The sequence below is a fragment of the Streptomyces kaniharaensis genome, from assembly GCF_009569385.1.
GTDB lineage: Bacteria > Actinomycetota > Actinomycetes > Streptomycetales > Streptomycetaceae > Kitasatospora > Kitasatospora kaniharaensis.
On the sequence record NZ_WBOF01000001.1, the window covers coordinates 4,708,580 to 4,726,067 of the forward strand.

13 protein-coding genes and 2 pseudogenes are annotated in these 17,488 nt (G+C 68.8%); 1 reads left to right on the plus strand and 14 read right to left on the minus strand.

Features of this window, described 5'->3' with window-relative positions; genetic code table 11:
- Window positions 1-296: 296 nt before the first annotated feature.
- The 11 genes and pseudogenes from F7Q99_RS21290 to F7Q99_RS21340 all read right to left on the minus strand — a co-directional run bounded on the left by F7Q99_RS21290 (window position 297) and on the right by F7Q99_RS21340 (window position 12,478).
- Window positions 297-1,619 (minus strand): hypothetical protein, encoded by a 1,323-nt coding sequence (locus F7Q99_RS21290; RefSeq protein ID WP_153463728.1) that lies wholly within the window; start codon window positions 1,617-1,619, stop codon window positions 297-299.
- 124 nt (window positions 1,620-1,743) lie between these two features.
- Window positions 1,744-2,241: pseudogene (locus F7Q99_RS21295) on the minus strand (hypothetical protein).
- 27 nt (window positions 2,242-2,268) lie between these two features.
- Window positions 2,269-3,045 carry a hypothetical protein gene (locus tag F7Q99_RS21300; protein ID WP_153463729.1) on the minus strand — a complete coding sequence of 259 codons (777 nt, stop codon included), beginning with the start codon at window positions 3,043-3,045 and terminating at the stop codon, window positions 2,269-2,271.
- Between the two features lie 114 nt (window positions 3,046-3,159).
- Window positions 3,160-4,658: pseudogene (locus F7Q99_RS21305) on the minus strand (ATP-binding protein).
- A gap of 30 nt (window positions 4,659-4,688) precedes the next feature.
- A complete protein-coding gene (locus tag F7Q99_RS21310) occupies window positions 4,689-5,141 on the minus strand; it encodes a DUF6238 family protein (RefSeq protein ID WP_153463732.1) in 453 nt (150 codons plus the stop codon).
- A 36-nt stretch (window positions 5,142-5,177) separates the two neighbouring features.
- The gene (locus F7Q99_RS21315) at window positions 5,178-6,635 is read right to left on the minus strand and encodes an SCO6880 family protein (protein WP_153463735.1); all 1,458 of its coding nucleotides are present in this window, start codon (window positions 6,633-6,635) and stop codon (window positions 5,178-5,180) included.
- A 142-nt stretch (window positions 6,636-6,777) separates the two neighbouring features.
- Window positions 6,778-8,193 (minus strand): SCO6881 family protein, encoded by a 1,416-nt coding sequence (locus tag F7Q99_RS21320; RefSeq protein ID WP_153463737.1) that lies wholly within the window; start codon window positions 8,191-8,193, stop codon window positions 6,778-6,780.
- Window positions 8,194-8,219: 26 nt separating this feature from the next.
- Window positions 8,220-8,927: a hypothetical protein gene (locus F7Q99_RS21325; RefSeq protein ID WP_153463739.1), complete on the minus strand. Its 708-nt coding sequence runs from the start codon at window positions 8,925-8,927 to the stop codon at window positions 8,220-8,222.
- On the minus strand, window positions 8,927-9,235 hold the full coding sequence (locus F7Q99_RS21330; RefSeq protein ID WP_153463742.1) for a DUF6112 family protein: 309 nt from the start codon (window positions 9,233-9,235) through the stop codon (window positions 8,927-8,929). The genes F7Q99_RS21325 and F7Q99_RS21330 overlap by 1 nt, the downstream gene beginning before the upstream one ends.
- Window positions 9,236-9,328: 93 nt before the next feature.
- Window positions 9,329-10,468 (minus strand): C40 family peptidase, encoded by a 1,140-nt coding sequence (locus F7Q99_RS21335; RefSeq protein WP_153463745.1) that lies wholly within the window; start codon window positions 10,466-10,468, stop codon window positions 9,329-9,331.
- Window positions 10,469-11,101: 633 nt separating this feature from the next.
- Window positions 11,102-12,478: an IS1380 family transposase gene (locus F7Q99_RS21340; protein ID WP_326846080.1), complete on the minus strand. Its 1,377-nt coding sequence runs from the start codon at window positions 12,476-12,478 to the stop codon at window positions 11,102-11,104.
- A 239-nt stretch (window positions 12,479-12,717) separates the two neighbouring features.
- On the opposite strand from F7Q99_RS21340, the gene F7Q99_RS21345 reads away from it, so the two are divergent.
- Window positions 12,718-13,464 (plus strand): DNA-methyltransferase, encoded by a 747-nt coding sequence (locus F7Q99_RS21345; protein ID WP_153463748.1) that lies wholly within the window; start codon window positions 12,718-12,720, stop codon window positions 13,462-13,464.
- A gap of 675 nt (window positions 13,465-14,139) precedes the next feature.
- On the opposite strand, the gene F7Q99_RS21350 is transcribed toward F7Q99_RS21345, so the two are convergent.
- The 3 genes from F7Q99_RS21350 to F7Q99_RS21360 form a co-directional block, all read right to left on the minus strand.
- Complete coding sequence (locus F7Q99_RS21350; protein ID WP_153463751.1) at window positions 14,140-15,711, minus strand: hypothetical protein; 1,572 nt, start codon at window positions 15,709-15,711, stop codon at window positions 14,140-14,142.
- 479 nt (window positions 15,712-16,190) lie between these two features.
- Entirely contained in the window at window positions 16,191-16,367 is a 177-nt protein-coding gene (locus F7Q99_RS41265; RefSeq protein ID WP_230210274.1) for a hypothetical protein, read from the minus strand.
- Window positions 16,368-16,586: 219 nt separating this feature from the next.
- Window positions 16,587-17,441 carry an IS5 family transposase gene (locus F7Q99_RS21360; RefSeq protein WP_153463757.1) on the minus strand — a complete coding sequence of 285 codons (855 nt, stop codon included), beginning with the start codon at window positions 17,439-17,441 and terminating at the stop codon, window positions 16,587-16,589.
- Between the last annotated feature and the right edge of the window lie 47 nt (window positions 17,442-17,488).

A 17,488-nucleotide genomic window follows, 5' to 3' on the forward strand; every position in this document is an offset into this window, starting at 1 on the left:
GCGGATCACGGCGGGACTCCTTTGCTGGTCGAGGGAGGGGAAACGTTTCAGCGCTTGCGCTGGTGGGGCACCTTGGCGGCCGGTACAGCAGCGGTGGCTGGCGGCTGGGCAGCGGCGTTGGTTTGTGCGGCGGCCAGGCGCTGCTGGTCGACATCGTGAGTGGCCCCGGTGTAGCCGGCGGCCAGAGCCGGGGCGCGGCAGGCCGTGCACGGTGAAGTGCTCGGCGAGCCAGTCGGCTTGGTCTTCTTAGGACATGGCGAAGAAGTCCCTGTCGGTCGGCACAGCGGTCTCCTCGTTCATCGGGTCACCGGGCGCTGTGCTGCGGGGGTGGTTGCCGGGGCGGTGGTGAGGGTGGTGCCGGCTGGGGACTGGCCGACGGCGCGCGCAGATGCGGCGGGGGAGGCGGCGCGGGCGGCGTTGCTCGCGGACGGCATGTGGTCAGCGGTGCGGGAGGCGCTGGTGACGGCTGTCGCGTAGAAGGTGGCGACCTTGGCCTGGTAGTCGCCGCCCCGCATCTGGGACGACTTGTCGAGAGCGCGGAATTCGTCTGCCGCACCATCCAGCTCCTCGCCGACGCTCGTGAGCTGTTCGGAGGCAGCGGTGAAGCGGTCGGCCAGCTCGTATGCGTCGCCGTCGAGGTCGCCGACCTGCTCGGCGGCAGCTCCCAGCGCTTCCTGCAGCCGGACCAGAACGCCGTCGGCGGGGTCGAGGAGTTGGTCGAGCGCGTTTGCCGCTGCCCTGGCGTTTGCGGCGCCGCGGATCTGGTCGGTTAGCCGCAAGACCTGGCCGCCGACGACTTGCAGGCCGTGCGGGTCGGTGGGGGGCGTCAGCCTGCTGGCGTCGAGGTCGGGGTCCAACTGGACGCTGTACCGGGCGGCCCGGAGCATCTCGGCAGCGTGGGTGGCGACGGCAGCGCGGTCGTTCTGCGCGGTGGTGGTGGGCAGGCGGTGGCGGCGGCCGTACCAGTCGCTGATCTCGGTGAATCCGGCGTGCTTGAGGAGCGTGGCGGACAGGTCGTCATTGGCGCCTTTGGCCGAGACGCTGCCGCTGGGCTCGATGTTGATGGTGATGAACGGTGCGGGCACGGAGATCTCCGGGAAGCGGGGCGCGGGAAGGTGGGCGCCGGGAAGGTGGCCGAGGTCGGCGGCGATGCGCCGGCACTCGGTCTGGACGTGGAAGGCGTCGCGGTAGGTGCGGTGGAAGCGGCCGTCCTCGCGAACGAGGGTGGCCACGACGTGGACCAGGCGGTCCTCGTTGCGTACGGCGATCCACCGGCAGGCGTCCGGATCGCCGTCCGGAGCGATGCCGCTGGTGGCTGCCAGGCGCCGGGCCACCTCGCCCCACTGGGCGTCGGTCAGGTCGCCGTGCCGGGGGTCGGAGCGGACCGAGCAGATCCACACGGGCCGCTCCGGCACCCGGGTGCCCCGGCGCTGGAGCGGCTCGTCGAGCACCTGCGCGAGGTAGGGCAGGGCCCCGGAGCGGTCGAGCAGCCCGATCGGGGCGCCGTGGCAGTCCCCGCCGACCAGACGGGCGTTGCTCTGGGTACCGCGCTCGCCCGGCCCGTACAGCTCGGTGAGCAGGCCGGCGGTGTTGCTGGCACGACGCAGGTGGGCGATCACGGGAGCTACCTCGAAGGAGAACGGCGGTCCGGCCGCCCGCGGGTTCGGGCGGCCGGGGAAAGAATCCGAGGATTCGCCGGTTTGGTACGGCCGGAACCGCCTGGTAGAAGCCAGGCCGCTCGACTCAGAAGTGGGGGTTCTCGACCGGCCGGTCCCGTTCCGTTGCCGCTTCCAGCAGCTCGGTCAGGTCGCCGGGCTCGGAGGCGCACTGGTCGATCCACCAGCCGGCGCGCGTGATGGTGCGGGCAGCGTCCTCGATCGCCTCCCACTCGGCCTCGCTCGTCTCGCCTTAGAGGACGAGGGCGGCGTAGGCCGCGGACAGGATCTGGTGCCGGCAGCGCACGCCCCAGGCGACGGCACGCTCGGTGCCCTGCAGCGGCGGCATGCGGTACTGCTCGGACCAGGCTTCGGACTCGGCCTGCTCCTCGGCACGCTTGGCCGCCAGCCAGGCGGCCTTGTCCTGCTCGTCACCCTCTTTGGAGGCCCGCCAACAGTCGGTGCACTCCTGCTTGGCGAGCCACTTGGCGTAGCCGACGCGCCGGTCGGCCGGGCGGCCGGAAAGGTCGCGCTCGCCTTCGTGCCCGCAGGTGTGGGTGATCTTCCAGGTCTTCTTCACGGCCATGGGGACTGCTCCTTAGGGGCGTTGGGGTCAGCGGTTTCGGGCGAATGCGATGCGAGGGTCCACGGGACGCGCAGCCGGGAGGGCGGAGCTGGGCTCGGCGGCGGGCGCCTTGCCCGGGACACCGGTGCGGGCCGGGCTCGCGGCGAGGGCGGCTGCATTGAGCGGGAACCGGTGGGTGGTGAAACCTGGGCCGCTCTCGTGGCGGACTGCTACTTCCGGAGCCAGCTGGCGTCGAGTGGCGGCCTCGGCGAGCTGCGGCTGGACGGCTACCTGAAGGTCACCGGCCCGCTGCATCGCTGCTGTGGCTCGGGCGAGCTTGCCGAGCGCCTCGCTGCGGTCGGTGGCGGTGGGCAGGGTATAGACGTCCAGCGCGTGCTGGAAGCTCCAGCCGTGCGCTTCGAGGATCGCTCCACCGCGTTCGACGGCGTTGATCGTGTCGGCGGTGGCGGCGACGACGCCGAGCTTCGGGTGCTCGGCGAACGCGACGTCCGGTTCCGTGCGCCCGTTCACCGTCCATCGGGTGGACGCCGGTTCCGGGTCGAGGTCGTCGTCGGCGTGCACGGCGTAGCCGGCATTCCGGAGCATGTCCACGGCGGTGGTGGCGCGGGTATTGCCGTCGAGGTGCTGGTCGGTGAGCGCGTACATGATTTTGCTGTCGGGGACGCGCTGGAATCCCAGGCGTTCCAGCATCCAGTCGGCGCCCGCGAGTTGGCGTGGGTTGGCTGCGCAGATCCCGAGTTCGGGGTCGCGGCCGATGGCAATGTCCGGTTGAAAGCGAGCGTGGCCGAGCCTGGGGTCGGGCATGGCAGGTCCATCCGGGGGAGGGGGAATCGGGAATGCCGCGGGATGGAGCTGGGATCTGCTGGTGCGGTTCAACGGGATGCCTCCAGTTCGGGATTTGTGAACTCCTCTGAGTTCTCAGGTCATTCGGGCATCGGTGTCGAACAGTGCCTTCTCGGCGGGGTGGAGGATGTGCTGCACGATGAAGCTCTGCCCGGCGACCTTCCACAGCCCGCGTCCTCGGGTAAGTGCGGACACCGCATGGGTCTCGACGCCGGTGAGTCCCAGCAACGAGGCGGCGGTCGCGAGTTGGTCGCTCTCCTGGCGGTAGATGATGCGCGTGCTGCAGTCGGCGAGCAGGCCTTCGGCCAGGACTCGGCCGCGCGAGCCGGCATCGCCGGCGGACAGCAGGTCGGACAGGCGGTGGATCACCATTAGGTTGGCGATGCCCAGCCCGCGCGAGAGCTTCCACTGGCTCTGCATCCGCTCCAGCAGGCCGACATGGCGCATCACTCGCCATGCCTCGTCGTAGATCACCCACCTGCGACCGCCGCGCGGGTCGGCGAGCGCGGACTCCATCCAGGCGCTCGCGCAGGTCATCGCGAGGACGAGCGCGGTGTCGTCGCCGCTGCCGCCCAGGCGGGAGAGGTCGATCGTCAGCATGGGGACGCTCGGGTCGAAGGCGAAGGTGCTCGGGGCGTCGAACATCCCGGACAGGTCACCGTGGACCAGGCGCCGCAGGGCATGGGCGAGGTCCTCGGCGGCCGGGCCCATCCGCCCGCCCTGATCTCCGAGAGCGGCATCGAGGCGCTCGGGCGAGCCGAGGGTGTGCGCGATCTCGCCGAGCAGCGGCACCGTGCCGCGCGCCTGGGCGTCGGCGACCACCAGGTCCAGCGCGAGGTCGAGGGCGGTGTGCTCCATCGGCAGCAGGTCGCGCCCCAGCACCGTGCGGGCGAGGCCGGCCAGCAGCATAAGGCGCCGCTTGCGGACCTCGCCCGCCCAGTCCTCCTCGCTCACGCCGTCCGGCCGCGCGGGGGCATCGAGCGGGTTGAGCCTGCCCTTCAATCCCGGCCCGAGCGCGATGGTCTGCCCACCAAGCTCGCCCGCGAGCAGCGTCCACTCACCCTTCGGATCGGACGGCACATAGACCTTGTAACCGTGGGCGATGGACCGGGTGGCTATCGACTTGGCGAGTGCGGACTTGCCCATGCCGATGATCCCGGCCAGCACGGCGTTGGGGTTCGTGAAGCCCTCGACTTTGCCGCTGTTGTAGAGACTGAACGGGTCGAAGCAGAACGAGCCTTCCGCATGGACGTCCCGGCCGACGAACATCCCCTCGGAGCCGAGGCCGCCCTCCGCCAGGAACGGATAGGCCCCGCTCGCCACCGCGGTGGTCATCCGGTGGGCCGGCAGGCGGACCTTCCCGCCACGGGCGGAGGCCGGGCCCGGTCGCCCTGACGGCGGGTAGGGCGCCCGAAGCTCCGGATCGAGCCCTCCTCCTCCCGCTCGGGCGGGGCCTCGGCGAGGCGGGCCTTGCGGCGGGCCCGGTCGAAGTCGCGCCGAGCCGCGCGCAGTTCGGAACGGGAGGACTTGCGGGGGACGAAGAGGGGGCTGGCGCTGGCGCGGGTCTTGGGCATGGCGATGGACTCCGGTGGGTGGTGGGGGTGTCAGTGGCGGACGAGGCCGGTGAACGGGGTGTGCAGGTCGGCCGGGGTGGTCTGGCGCCGAACGCGGTGGGCGGTGCGCTGGTGGCGCCGGCAGATCGTCAGCTCGGGCGCGCCTTCGGGAAGGCCGGCCTGGCACGCCTCGCGGTCGGGCACCTCGCCGGTGACGGGCCGGGGGGAGGCGTGGTAGGCGGCGTGCACGTGGTCGGCCGCCTGCCAGATCCGGGTGCGGGCGGCCCGCAGCTGCTCGCCCTCGATCGGCACGAGCGCTCCGGTGCGGCTGGCGTGGGCGTCGAGCAGGGTGTGGAGGGAGACGAGGTGGGCGTGCAGGCTGTCCAGCTCGGTGCGTGAGGTGACGAGCGCGCCTGCGGGGATGTTGAGCGTGCGGTGGAAGTCGACCGCCGCGGTCGCGAAGGGAAGGAAGTCCTCCGCGAGGGGAGTGGTGGTGAGGGGCATGGCGGTGCTCTTTCCAAGGGATGTGGGGGTGGTGGTTCAGGCGGCGAGGGCGAGGGGGAGCGCGGCGGCGGTGAACGCCTCGGCCTGCTGCCAGGTGAGCGGGCGCAGGTCGAGCTGGGCGGCGACGGCGGCGGTCTCCACGACGGCGCAGGCCGAGCGCAGTTCGTCCTCGGTGTCGGCGCTCACCGTCAGCAGGCCGGTCAGGGCGATATCGGCGTGGCCGGCGATGAGCTGGCGTTCACGCTGCTTGACGTCCTGGTACTCGACCGAGTCGGCTTCGCTGTCGACCTGGCCCCGGCGGGCGCGCTCGGCCGAGTCCGCGATGATGCTGGCCTTCTTGCGCTGGACATCGCGCATCGCCGCGTCCAGTCCCTTGGGCTCGTACGCCAGGGACAGGGTGCGCTGGACCCCGCCGCTGAAGAGCAACTGGTGCAGGAACCCGGGGCTGGTCTCGGTACGCGGCCAGTTCTCCACCCAGTAGGTGCAGTGAATGGCGGAGTCGGTGGCGATGTGGCCGGCGCGCTCGACCACGACCACGGGCCCTGCGGCGGCGGGGTCGGCCTCCGGGCAGCCGGAGGAGGACCAGCGCTCCAGCCCGGTCAGCGACTTGGGGTCGTACGCGGTGCGCACCACGGCGGCGATCTCGGTGGCGGACAGCCAGCCGACCGGGTTGAGACCTGCGGTGCGGGCGGCCTGGTCGAAGGTGGCGGTCAGCTGGGCCAGCACCGAGGATCCGCCGGCGAGGCCGCCGCCGGCTTGGTTGATCAGCCGCCGGGCCGCCTTGAAGTCCAGCGCGATGGCGACGTATACCTCGTGCGGGGCGGCGGCCGGTCCGGCGTTCTTGACCAGCTCGCCGTAGATCTCACCGGCGACCGGCGCGTCGGGGTTGCCGGTCTTCTCCCAGTAGCGCCGAAGCGCATCGCCCGAGGCCGGCATCGTGCGCTCGATCACCTGGATGCGGGCGATGTGCCCGGTGCGGGCGAGCGCCGCCAGTGCCCGGCCCCACCCGTTGACGTTGGTGTTCTGCGTGGCAGGGTCGAGAAGCGCGTAGGCACGGCTGCTGACCTTGACGACCGCGGTCAGCGTCCCGGCGCGAGGGTCGTGGACCGCGCCGTACCGGCGGTCGGGTGCTGTGACGACCCGAAGGCTGGCGGCGGTGCCGGGCAGGTGCAGCAGACCCTCGCGCACCGGCCGCCGGGAGGGCCGGGCGAGCCAGACCAGCTGACCGCGCATCCGCCGCAGCGCGTAGCGGGTGACGATCGGCGCCCAGTCGGCCAGCGATCGGCCACGGTGGCGGACGAGGACGAACAGGCCGACGGCGGCCCACAGCGGGATGAGTTCGAGCGCGCCGACCACGCCGCGGGTGAGGACGACGGCGAGCAGGAGAAGGCCGGCGAGGGAGGCGACGATCAGCTGGGCGGCGGTCAGGCCGAGCAGGATGCCGCGCTTGGAGCGGTGCGGGAACTTCACCGTGGCGGGAGAGGTGTCAGACATCGAGGATCCAGGAGGTGCGAGCGGGAGGATGGGGGCGGCGGGCGCGGCGCTCTTCTGGAAGCCATGGCGGAACTCCTGTTCGAGGATAGGAGGGGCGGGCTGTGGCCGTGCGGTCAGCAGCCCGCCCCGAGGAGATGGGCGGTCAGGACCCGGAGGGCGGCTGCTGGGGGAACACCCAGCGCTGCGGTGCCGGCGAGCCCTGCGGCGGCGGTCCACCGACCGGCGGAGCCGGGGGGCCGCTCGGTGCGGAACCGGAGGAGCCCGGAGCATGGGCGGTGGCGCCCGAACGCTGGCCGACCGGTGCGCCCTGGACAGGCGATGCGGCGCTCTGGCCGGCGGAGCCGCCCGACTCCGAGCCGGAATCGCCCTCACCGCTGAGTGCGCGGGTGATGAGTGCGGGGATGCCCGGACGCTGGATGAGACCACGGCCCCGGTCGCCACCAGCGCTGGGGTTCTCGCCGAACCGGAAAGTGCTCGGCGTGCTCGGCGGTCCGGCGTCGATGCCTTCCTTGCTGAACCGCCCGGAGGGGTCGATCCCGGAGGCGACACCGTCCTGGCCCATGCCCGGAACCTTGGCCGGGCCCTGAGGCGCGGGGGTTCCGGTGCCCACCTGCATCGCCATGCTCGCCGCGGTCTTGGCCGCGCCTGCGGCGACCGTCACCCCGGCGACGCCGGTGCGATGCAGGTCGTCGTGCCCGCCGTTGTCGGTGGCCCAGTGCACGAACTTGTAGGTCGCGTAGGGGCAGAGGAGGACGAGGACCATCACGACGATGCCCGCCATCGCGTCCGAGAGGGCCGACATGCCGTCCTTGGCATCCGACTTGCCCATCGCGGAGACGCCGATCAGGAACACCACGGTCATCAGCAGCCTGCTGACCACCAGCGTGGCGGTGGCCTCGATCCAGCCGCGCCGCCAGCGCTTGGCGACCTCCCAGCCGCCGCCGCTGCCGGCGAAGACCGCCAGGGCAACCAGGATCAGGACGCCGACCTTGCGGGCCACCATCGTGCACCAGTAGAGGAAAGCCCCGATCGCACAGCCCAGAGCGACCAACGACGGTACGCCCCAGCCGAGTCCGTACATCGCGCCGAGTTCGTTCACCTTGACGACGCGGCGGATCGCGTCTTCCACGGACGTGTTGGCGGCTTGGAACAGGCCGTCGCTCAGGGCGTCGACCACGGTGATCGCCACGCTGGTGAAGGAGATCGCGCAGAAGGAGAACAGGACGCCGGTCATGGTGCCGATCGCGGCCTGGGCGAGGGCGCGCTCGTCGCGGCGCCAGGCGGCGAACATCAGCTGGATGCAGAACGTGCCGACGATGATCGACAGTCCGATGGGCAGCAGCAGGGCGTAGTTGTCGCGAAACCAGGGGGCGTTGAGGTCGATGCTGGTGGTCGCGTTGACGGCCTTCGCGGCGAGGTCGGCCGCGCTGGACGCAAGTTCACCTGCGGACTTGGCGATCCACGCGCCGATGCCGTCGGTGATCGACTTGCCGGGATCGGAGACGAAGTTGGCCGCATCGCACACCTGGCTCATGAGGGGAAGGTCGCAGACACCCATGGTGGGCACCTCCTTTCAGGACGGGGTCAGGGGGAGACCGTCGGGAAGACGCCGGCGAGAGCGCAGTTCTGGGACGGGCGGCACTGCACGGCGAGCGTGGTCGAGCGGGCCTCGGCACCGCCGGCGGGCGTGCCGTTCCAGGCGATCGACTGCTGGCCGGAGACGGTGACGGCGTAGACGTACGCCTGCGTGATCGCTCCCGGGTCGGCCTGCAGGGCCTGGGTGAAGGAGGCGGGGAAGTGTGCCTCGTTCACGCTCGCGGTCGCGTACTGGCCGTTGTCGGCCATCCGGCCCCAGAGCACGGGTGACGGCATCAGGGCATCGACCGAGGCGCTGTCGGCGTACTTGGCGTCCGACGTCATCCACGTGTGCAGCGCGGCCAGCAGCTCGGGCTGGGCGTACGAGCGGGTGTCGTACGACCACAGCGCGGATGCCGCCGCCTTGCCGAAGGCGATCGGATCGTGGGTGGCAGGCGGGACGGGCAGGGCAACACGATCACCGGGTGAGGCCGAAGCCGCGGTGGCGGAAGGCAGTGTGGAGGGGGAGGAAGCGGAACTCGCGGGGACAGAAGGGCCCTTGGTAGTCGTCCTGCCGTCGCGGGTGAGATACGCGAGCAGCCCGGAGAGGGCGACGAGCACGGCCAGGGCGGCGGTGCCGAGCAGCGCCCGGCGGCGCACGCGAGATGCGCCGCCGGGGTTGCCGCTACGGTCAGCGGCGAAGGAACGCTTGCGCATCAGTGGACCTGGCCGCCGAGCGTGGAGAAGAACGCGACCACACCGTTTGCGGCGCCGAGCAGCAGGGCCGCGCCGGCACTGACCAGGACGCCCTTCTTGCCGTTGGCCTCGGCCTGGTGGCCACCGGAGTGGTGGCCCCAGGCCCACACGCCAGCGCTCACCGCGAGCGCGCCGACGACAGCAATGATGCCGAACAGGTTGATCGAGCCCATGACCTGCTTGAGGACCGCGAGGCCGGGCAAGCCGCCCTCGTTCGGCTGGATGCCCGGGTCATAGGCGAGCTGGATGGCCTTGTCGGCGAGAAACATTAAGAACTCCAGTTCGATTTATGGCACGCGCCAGCCCGGATCGGGGAAGGAGGCGGTGCGGTAGAGCGGGAAGGGGGAGGGGAGAAGCGCCGGTCAGATGACTCGGCGGGCCGCGAGAATCTGCGGCTTCCAATCGGCGAGGGTCGAGATCTTGACCACGTCGCCGGTGTGCGGGGCCTGGACGACAAGGCCCGAGCCGATGAACATGCCCACGTGATTGGGCGCTTGGGCTGTTCCCTCGGTGAACAGCAGGTCACCCGGCTTGAGGGCATCGACAGAGATGGGCTGGCCGTCGGTGATCTGGTCGTAGGTCGTCCGCCCGAGGGTGACCCCAGCGGCGCGGTAGGACGCCTGCATCAGCGCAGAGCAGTCGCACCGGCCCATCGGGTCCGGCCCGTGCGGATCGTTGCAGTTACCGCCCCACTGGTACGGCGTGCCGAGCTGGCCCAGTGCCCACCGGATCGCGGTCTGCACTTGGGGTGGGGCGTCGGCCGGGATCGTGTACCCGGCCGGCAGGGTGCCAGGCGGGATGGTCCCGAAGCCCGATCCGTCCCCACCGCTCGTACAGCCGCCACCGTTCGGGATCGGCGGAGGACTGCCTCCGCCGCTAGGGCTGGGACTCGGCGTGGAACCGTTCTTGGTGAGCAGCGGCTCGATCGCCCTCTGCAACGCGGTGGCCAAGGGTTCCCACTTGGCGTAGGCGTCCGGAAAGCCCGAACGCTGCACCGCCTGGGCGGCCTGGGTGACGGTCATCAACTCCCAGCCCGAGACCTGCTGGAGCGCCGAGTAGAACTCGGTGCTCGCGTGGACCGGGTCGAGGATCTGCTCCGCGGTGCCCCAGCCCTGGGAAGGCCGCTGCTGGAACAGGCCCAGGCTGTCGCGGTCCCCGTAGGTGAGGTTGCGCAGGCCGCTCTCCTGCAGAGCGGTCGCCAGTGCCACGATCTGCCCCCGGACCGGGATGTGCATCGCGACGCCGGTGGCCTGGATTGTCTTGGCGTTGGGCACCTGCTCGGCCGGATTGTCCAGCCCCGGCACGGCAACGGTGCTCTTGCCGCCCCCGTCCAGAATCGCCTTCACCTGAGCGGCTACCGCCGGGGTATCCACAGCCTGTGCACCGTTAGGGCAGGACGTGGCTGCGGCGGCGGATCCGGCTGCCGCGACGAGGACCGGAATGGCCAGCATCAGCGGGCCGGCAGCGGCCAGGCCGACAACGGCTCCGGCGGTCTTCTTCATCGCCGCCGCCAACAGTCAACGGCGTGAACGGCCTTGACCGGACGAAGGGTCGGGCACGGCGGCGGGTGTATCAGGGCATGCTGCATCGCAGCGGCTCCTCGCTGGTCGTAGGAGACGCGGTGCCGGCTTCTCGTGCAAAGCCACCGGCACCGCGCCGTTGTGAATCCGCCCCCTTGGAGGCGGGCCCGGTTCAGGGGAGTTGGTAGCTCCCGGACGCCGGTCTCGGGTCATGCGCGGCAGCCAGCCGCGCTCGTAATCTCAGGCGGTGCACGGGGGTTCTCCTCGGATCGCGGAATCGGGGTTCGAATGCGCCGACAGTGCACCGCAATTGGACGGCGCAACATGAATCAGCACAGGTCAGCGGGAGTGAAGCTGGGTTCCGCCTCGGTGACAGGCCAGACATTAGACGCGGATTCCGGCCGCACCAAACGACCCCGGAACAGGCCCCAGAAACGGGCGGACGCCTCATTAGCCTCGATCTTTCGTGACGGTCCGTCGGTTCATCCGGCGGGCCGTTTCGGCTTTCTGGCGGTGGCGAGGATGCCTGTGGCCCGGCTGTCGCGTCGGGTGGGCGCCGGGTTCCACGTCTCCGGGGAGGGTCAGTTGCTGGCTGGGATAGGGCATCGACGCTGGTCAGCCCGGGTTCGGCAGGGCTTGTAGCCGTTCGAAGGCGCTGGTGATCACATCGGTCCAGGGCCAGTGTCGAGCGAGGCGGAGCACGCGGCGGCGGCTGGTGGTGACGAGTTGGGCGGCGGCGGAGAACAGCCGTAGCCGCAGGCGTTTGGGTTCCCACCGGCGGGCGGGCCCAGTGAGGGCGAGCATGGGCATCCAGGCGAGCAGGTCGAGCGCGAGCTGGATGATCTCGAGCCAGACCTGGTTCTGCGCGGCCGCTTGGAGGGGGAGGTTGCGCAGGCCGGTGTCGCGGGCGGCGCGGATGCGGTCCTCGGCGCGGGCGCGCTGGCGGTGCCGCAGCTCCAGGTGGGCGATCGGGACGTGGGCGGTGTTGGTGGCGAAGCAGGTCAGCCGCATTCCGTCGGCGTCGGTGAAGCGCAACTGGGCTCCGGGGTGCGGCCGTTCCTTGCGGACGATCAGCCGCATGCCCTTCGGCCAGCCAGTGAGGACGTCCCCGGCGAGTTCGGCCACCCAGGCGCCGTCCCGGATCTCGCCGTCCGGCCCGATCGCGGGCGTCCAGGCCGAGGCCGGCACGAGCAGGACGGTCTGGTGGATGGCGTCGGTGATGGTCATCCCCACCGAGTAGGAAAGCCACCTTCCGCGTGCAGTGATCCAGTTGAGGAACTTGTGGGTGCCGCCGCCGGAGTCGGCGCGGATCAGGGTGTGGCGTCCACGCCGGTACTTCTTCGGCAGCTGGCCCAGGGCCATTCGGGCGGCCTCGATGTGGTCGGCGGCGGTGTTGCTGCCCGCGTTCCCGCGCCTGAGCAGGCCGGCGACAGGTTCCCCGGACCCGTCTCGGCCGTGGTCGACGAACGCGAACAGCGGGTGATGGCCGAACGTCTTCTTCCAGGTCTTGGCGGCGTGCTCCTTCTCGGAATGCGCCATGACCAGCACGCCGTCGATGTCCACGATCACCTCGCCGCCCGCGTCCGGGGCCGCCTCGCGGGCCAACCGCCAGACCCGCTCGCGGACTTCGGCCCGAGCACGGCGGATTGCCGTCAGTGCCTTGGGTCCAGCCGCCGCCAGGGTGTCGACCAGGCGGGAAACAGTCGGATCCGATGCCACCGGCCCGAACACGGCGGGCTCGGCCCGCAGCATCGCGACGTCCGCCAGGCAGTCCCCGCCCAATGCCACTGTCAGCGCGAGATCCAACAGGATCTTGCCGGGGTCATGAACCGCCCTGGGCTTGCGCCACGGCGCGAGCGCCGCAGACAGCGCATCAGCCAGCCCTGTTCTTCGGGTCGTTTCCACCAGCAGCACCCCGCCGGCCTGCGAGACAATCCCGCCACCGCCACCCGACACCCGCACACGCGGATACGACCCGATACGCTTACTCACCTGGGAAGTGCCTCCGGCTGGTGCGGGAACAAGGGCCTAGACAATCCTTATTCTCGCAGGTCAGAGGCACTTTCTGCTTTGCTGATCACCTGCCGGACAGCCCACTTCGTGAAAGCGCGAGGTTAGGTGCGGCCGGATATCGCGGCTAACCTCCGGCGCATCCCCACTCCGAGCGGCTGCCGCATCGGCGTCGCTCGGAGTGGGCCCAGTCCCGTCACGCCCTGAAAGAGGCCCCGCGCATGAGCTACACCCTGCACCGAGGAGACGCACTCACCGTGCTGAAGACCCTGGCCGACGACAGCGTCGATGCGGTGATCACTGACCCGCCGTACAACTCCGGCGGACGTACCAGCTCCGAGCGCACCGCCCGCGACGCACGCGCCAAGTACGTGACCAGCGGCTCCGCGCACGACCTGCAGACCTTCCCCGGTGAGAACCGTGACCAGCGCTCGTACCGCGCGTGGCTGACCGCGCTGCTGACCGAGGGCTACCGGGCGTCGAAGGAGCACTCCGTCGCGATGGTCTTCTCCGACTGGAGGCAGGAGCCCACCACCTCAGACGCCCTGCAGATGGCCGGGTGGACCTGGTGCGGCACGATCCCGTGGATCAAGCCCGCCAGCCGCCCGCGCAAGGGCGGCTTCAAGCAGTCCGCCGAGTTCATCACCTGGGGCGTCAAGGGCAGCCTCAACAGGAACCGGGAGATCTACCTCCCGGGCCACTTCATCGCCTCGCAGCCGCGCAAGGACCGAGTCCACATCACCCAGAAGCCGGTGGAGATCATGCAGCAGCTCGTCCAGATCTGCCCCGAAGGCGGAACCGTCCTCGACCCGTTCACTGGCTCCGGCTCGACCGGCGTCGCCGCGCTCAAGGAGGGCAGGAAGTTCGTCGGAGTCGAACTCTCCAGCCACTACGCCAACGTCGCCGAACAGCGCCTGCGTGCAGAGCTGACACAGGACGACTTCGTCCTGGCCGGACCGGAGGCATGAGCATGAGAACAGTCCGTCCGGGGATGGGGGACCACAGACGCGAAAGGGCGGCTGGCGCATCGAGACACCGATGCACCAGCCGCCCTTCGTCGTCCGTCAGGACACGCCAACCGCCCGCCGGATCAGCGGCTCGGCTTTCGCCACATCAGCTGCCGTCGCGATCCGGATCTCAAGGTCTCCGGTCCCGAGATGGCCGATGCCGCGCACGTCGCGGGTGAAGTCTTCCCCCAGCTCGACGGTGCTAGGGTCGATCTCGAGATAGGGCAGGACCTCCCCGTTCCCGGGCGGAAGAGGACAGTGGCCACGTTCACGAGCCGTCGGTAAGCGACGTAATGCTTGAGGACGGCGCCTCGACCCCTCCTGAGGCGGTGAGTATCTCGTCCAACTCGTCGAACTGCGGCCAAATACCCTTCGGTACCTCGACCATCATCTGCCCGCCCGCCACTGGTGCCTTGCCACCCGCCTCGGGCGCCAGGTCCCGCACGAGTGGCCAGCGTCTCGCCGGGGCCAGGGCTGGAGTCCCCTGTGCTGACTCGACCAGCTGCAGACTCAGCAGTCCGCTATCGAAGACCCGCTACCGTGCGAGGTCGATTCGCTGGACTGGACCCCCGGACCCCTTCTTCCGGTAAGTGCCGCATGCCGGCACTACGACGGCACTATGACCCCACTTCCTGATTAGTAGTAGACCTCCGGCAGGGAGCTGGGCCATTCGGGGGGCGCAGAGAGGCTACCCTCCTCCACAAAGCGGTCGAGCAGATCGGAGATTGCGATTACCGGCAAGGCCCGCTCTCGACCAACTTCACCACGATTGGGAACCCAAAGGTGGGTTTGTCCACGAAACTCCGAGTTGTCATTGGTTGCCGGTTCCACAACCCACGGGTACTCTTCCACGTCCTCTTTGGAGAAGCTCCAACACACGAGCAAATCTGGAGTCGTGGGCGACTTTCGAGGATTCTTGGGGTTGAAGTCATCGAGAATAGACTCACCCCTCTCCTTGAACTCCCCAATGCCATAACGGCGAAGCACTTGATGCTTGCCGATCTCGACATATCCGCCGGCGCTTAGCGTCTCGGCAAGTGCGACGCAGGGGAAGCTCTCAGAGCCCAACTGCTCGACATAGAGGAATGCGAAGTCGTAGATGTCCTGAAGGTGACTACGCAGAATGCGCATATCTCCGAAGAATCCCAGAGCTAGCAGCTCCCCAAAGCCAATCATGACACGCGCTTCAAGGGATTCTCTGCCGCACCAGATGTGCAAGGTTTCCGACTTCGGCGGCTGACTTTTCAGCTCCGCAGTGGTGCGCTCGAAGAATTCCCGCTTCCACTTCATCGCGGCGGGCGTCGCAGGCGGAGGCTCAGAGCTGGGAAGAACTGAGCGCCTGATGGCGTCGTACTCTGTCTCGTGATCAGCTGCGGCCTTTGCAATGGCCGTGCGTTGATCGACAACGTGCTTGCGCCCGAGTGTTGGTCGAGCTGTTTCGGCAAGAATGATTCCCCGGAAGGCCGCCCCCGTACTCCGCGGAGCGCGAGCCAAGTGCTCGGAGCGCATGCCTCCCGACAGGGCCAGCTGAAATCCACGGGGGATCTCACCGCTTTTCTTGCCCAGCTCGTCCAGGTGCTCTGGCAGTGCATCAGCAGCTGCGAGATCACTCTCCAATTGGTGCACAAGGTCGGCCGCCTGAATGTCCGCCGCCGAGAGATAGATCGCATCGCCGCGCTTGGTTCGAGAAATTGTATGGACGGATTTATTTCTCGGCGATTGGGCATCGATATACCGATAGAAATCCATGTGGCTGGGGCGACTTCTTCCCTCGAAGCTGAAGAAGTCAAAAGGAATGCTACTGCGATTCTTGATATCGCCACATGCTGTGCTTAGCTCTACGATGAGATCGCGGGATCGAATAGTATGATAGGCGGGATGCATGAGATAGTCATTGACCTGCCCTATCGGCGTATATAGTCGCAGAATATTCTCGAACTTGTCGTGGCTGAAATTGCTAAGCGCGTAACCGAGTACATTTGTGTCATCGTGCTCTGCAATGCGGACGCGGACATGAGTTCCAGAAGAGCCGCTAAGGATATCTTGAGAGAAGGGGCTGCTCTCGAGTGGAGAATCTACGGGAATCTCCTCATTGCGCGGAAGCTGCGCTGATCCACGAACGAACGAGGCATAGTCTGAAAAGGCGTAGGCTGACGGCTCGCCACCTGAGGGCCTGGACAGGATTTCAACACGATCCGACAATGCCAAGACCGCACTTAGTCCCCAGCCGTGGCTGCCTCTGACCCCAAGTCGGCGAGGTCGACGACCAGTGTGGCGTTTCCCGGAGGTCTTATGCCGGAAGACAGAGGGGATGTCCTCGATTCCCGATCCGCTATCCTCGATCTCGATCCAGTGAGGTGGTCCTACCCGGACTGTCACACGCAACAGGTTTCGAGAACTGCTTGCCGCCGTCAAAAGAGTAGTGGCATCGGCTGCAAAGTGACGGCCAAGGATTTCAAACCATTGCTGCCTTCGCAGTGCATCGTTGCTTGCGATCCTGTAGAAGGAGGCCCTATCTACCATCGTCTCGCACCCTGCGTACTCGTCGTGCTCGCTCTCAAGGGCTTCAAGAACCGCCCGGTTCCAGGCCTCGATTGTTGTTGAGCTTTCGGGGTCCTTGCGAGCCGCATCACAAACGAGACGGAAGCGGCGGTCATCAATAGCGTCGAGAGCGTTCTGAGTGGACGTTAAGTCCGTTTCTGGTAGCGGCCTCGTCCGGGTTGGGTGAGGAAGCCTTGGCGGGTGAGGCGTCCGAGGCGGCTGCGGGTGATGTTGACGGACGCCTCGTCGGTGGGTATGCCGAGGAGTTTGTGCAGCTCGCGTGCCCGGAATGCCTGGTCGGGGTGCTGGTTGAAGGCATTCACGATTGCCTGGTAGGTGGTGTTCGTCTCGGGTGGTTCGGATTCGGCTCCTGCCGGCGTGACCTCCGCGATGATCTTTCGGGTGGTGGCCAGGTCCGTGAGCCGCGCTTCGGTCTCGGTCAGGTCGGCGGCGAGCTCTTCAATCCGGACCCGTAGTTCTGCGGCCCGGGCGGCGGCCTCGTCCTGCCGGGTCTGGAGGTCTGCCAGGAGTTCGGGCGACGTTCACGCGGCCAGTCCAAGGGTGTCGCGCCAGGCCGGGGCTGGTGTGGTGAGGCGGCGGGTCATGTTCGCGGTGGAGGCCCAGTAGACGCGTGAGGCGGAGGTGTCGGGCCGGTGGTCGTACTCGCGGGCGAGGCGTCGATGCAGCATCAAGGTGCCGTTCGTCTGCTCCACCACCCACCGTTTCGGCTGCGGGACGAAGCCCTTGCCCTGGTCGGCCGGGTTGCGGCGGACGACTTCGACGTCGATGTCCAGCAGTGCACCGTGGATGACGACCTCGTCCTTGAAGCCCTGGTCCACCAGGGCCTTCTCCAGACGCATCCCGCACCGTTCGGCGGCCTGGTCGAGCAGGGCGGTGCCGGCGGCGTTGTCGTGGGCGGAGGCGGCCAGGACGACGACACCGATGATCAGCCCCATGACGTCGACGGCCAGTCCCCGCTTGCGGCCCGACACCTTCTTGTTCGCGTCCAGTCCCGTGGTGCTCTTCGGAACACCGGCGGCCGCGCGGACGGACTGGGTGTCGATGATCACGAGGGACGGGTCCTCTAATCGGCGGGCCCTCTCCCGGATTTGGCAACGCAGGAGTTCCTGGATCCGCTGGTCGAGCCCATCCTGGCGCCACAGGCCGAAGTAGTAGAACACCGCCGACCAGGACGGCAGGTCATGGGGCAGGTAGCGCCACTGACAGCCCGTCCGGTTCTGGTAGAAGACCGCGTTCACGATCTCCCGCAGATCACAGGACCCCGGATCCCCGGTCGCCGATCGCGCCACCCGGTCCTGCTTCCAGGCCGTGATCATCGGCTCGATCAACGCCCATTGCTCGTCCGATAAGTCGCTCGGATACGCCCGTCTGTCCATGCGCCGCAGAACATCACCCGAACCACGACTGGCACGCCAGTACGGCC